The 1,724-nt window shown below is 49.3% G+C and carries 10 tRNA genes and 2 rRNA genes; all 12 read left to right on the top strand.

Features of this window, described 5'->3' with window-relative positions:
* A 23S ribosomal RNA gene (locus ACTHPA_RS11460) occupies positions 1-123 on the top strand; the annotation flags it as partial.
* A gap of 260 nt (positions 124-383) precedes the next feature.
* Positions 384-499, top strand: a 5S ribosomal RNA gene (gene rrf, locus ACTHPA_RS11455).
* A gap of 49 nt (positions 500-548) precedes the next feature.
* A tRNA-Asn gene (locus tag ACTHPA_RS11450) sits at positions 549-623 on the top strand.
* Positions 624-626: 3 nt separating this feature from the next.
* A tRNA-Ser gene (locus tag ACTHPA_RS11445) sits at positions 627-717 on the top strand.
* Positions 718-735: 18 nt separating this feature from the next.
* A tRNA-Glu gene (locus tag ACTHPA_RS11440) sits at positions 736-810 on the top strand.
* 163 nt (positions 811-973) lie between these two features.
* Positions 974-1,049 (top strand) — tRNA-Val (locus tag ACTHPA_RS11435).
* Positions 1,050-1,200: 151 nt separating this feature from the next.
* A tRNA-Met gene (locus tag ACTHPA_RS11430) sits at positions 1,201-1,275 on the top strand.
* A gap of 3 nt (positions 1,276-1,278) precedes the next feature.
* Positions 1,279-1,354, top strand: a tRNA-Asp gene (locus ACTHPA_RS11425).
* Between the two features lie 9 nt (positions 1,355-1,363).
* Positions 1,364-1,439 (top strand) — tRNA-Phe (locus tag ACTHPA_RS11420).
* 12 nt (positions 1,440-1,451) lie between these two features.
* Positions 1,452-1,524 (top strand) — tRNA-Thr (locus tag ACTHPA_RS11415).
* Positions 1,525-1,536: 12 nt separating this feature from the next.
* Positions 1,537-1,621 (top strand) — tRNA-Tyr (locus tag ACTHPA_RS11410).
* Between the two features lie 6 nt (positions 1,622-1,627).
* Positions 1,628-1,701: transfer RNA gene (locus ACTHPA_RS11405), tRNA-Trp, on the top strand.
* Positions 1,702-1,724: the final 23 nt, after the last annotated feature.

The raw sequence follows: 1,724 nt of genomic DNA, 5'->3' as shown, positions 1-1,724 counted from the left end.
GATGAGATTTCCCATTACATTTGTAAGTAAGATCCCTCAAAGAAGATGAGGTGGATAGGTCCGGGGTGGAAGCGTGGCGACACGTGCAGCTGACGGATACTAATCGATCGAGGACTTAACCTATATGAAATGCCGAAGCGGTCGTTTAGACGCGACAGGCATAAGACGGATCGGCGAAGTGGCGCTCTTTGCCACACAGCCGGAACGGCTTATGACCCGAGCGTCTGACCGCTGAGGCTGGACAGTTAAGAAGTACGGTTGAACTTGGGTTCAGCGACAATGTTGGTTTTATCCGGTTTTGAGCGAACAAAATAATTTATTTTGAAAAAACGCTTGAATTATTCACCAGATATGATATAATAAATCTTGTCTTGTGAAAAAAGTCCAGTGATGATGGCGAAGAGGTCACACCCGTTCCCATACCGAACACGGAAGTTAAGCTCTTCAGCGCTGATGGTAGTAGGGGGCTTCCCCCTGTGAGAGTAAGACGTCGCTGGGCTGTCAATCTTCAAATGACTTAACGAGTTGAAAACTCATGCTAACATTATTCCGCAGTAGCTCAGTGGTAGAGCAATCGGCTGTTAACCGATCGGTCGTAGGTTCGAGTCCTACCTGCGGAGCCAATTGGAGAGCTGTCCGAGTGGCCGAAGGAGCACGATTGGAAATCGTGTATACGCTAACCGCGTATCAAGGGTTCAAATCCCTTGCTCTCCGCCAGATTTATTACTTACATATGGCCCCTTGGTCAAGCGGTTAAGACACCGCCCTTTCACGGCGGTAACACGGGTTCGAATCCCGTAGGGGTCACCATTTTCACGAACAGCCTTTTCATTTGATTGCAGCTCCCGTTTAAATCGGAAGAAGCGAGCAGGACAAGGAAGCGATTGAGAGAGGGAAGGAGCGTACAACAGTACGTGACTGACTGAACGAATGAAGATGACGCAGTAATGCGAAGCTTATCGCGATTTTAACTGGAGGATTAGCTCAGCTGGGAGAGCACCTGCCTTACAAGCAGGGGGTCGGCGGTTCGAACCCGTCATCCTCCACCATAATTTCTTAATACGAATTATTATTATCGCGGGGTGGAGCAAATCACATCACGCAGAATGTGATTTGTGTAATTTCCTAAAAGGAAATTACAGCAAAGTCCCAAAGCAAAATTGAAAGCGTAGGATTTAAAATTCCTACATCTAACATTATCGCGGGGTGGAGCAGTGGTAGCTCGTCGGGCTCATAACCCGAAGGTCGCAGGTTCAAATCCTGCCCCCGCAACCAAAAGGTCCCGTGGTGTAGCGGTTAACATGCCTGCCTGTCACGCAGGAGATCGCCGGTTCGATCCCGGTCGGGACCGCCATTTTTATGTGGCTCAGTAGCTCAGTCGGTAGAGCAAAGGACTGAAAATCCTTGTGTCGGCGGTTCGATTCCGTCCTGAGCCACCATTTTAATATTATGCCGGTGTAGCTCAGTTGGTAGAGCAACTGACTTGTAATCAGTAGGTCGTGGGTTCGACTCCTATCGCCGGCATATTCTTTACTTGGTGGGGTAGCGAAGTGGCTAAACGCGGCGGACTGTAAATCCGCTCCCTCCGGGTTCGGCGGTTCGAATCCGTCCCCCACCACCATTTTACAGGGGCATAGTTTAACGGTAGAATAGAGGTCTCCAAAACCTTTGGTGTGGGTTCGATTCCTACTGCCCCTGCCATTTCTGTTTAACCAATACTATGG

It is taken from the genome of Sporosarcina sp. SAFN-015, from assembly GCF_051966875.1.
In the GTDB taxonomy this organism is placed as follows: domain Bacteria; phylum Bacillota; class Bacilli; order Bacillales_A; family Planococcaceae; genus Sporosarcina.
This window is presented reverse-complemented; position numbering and strand designations above follow the sequence as displayed.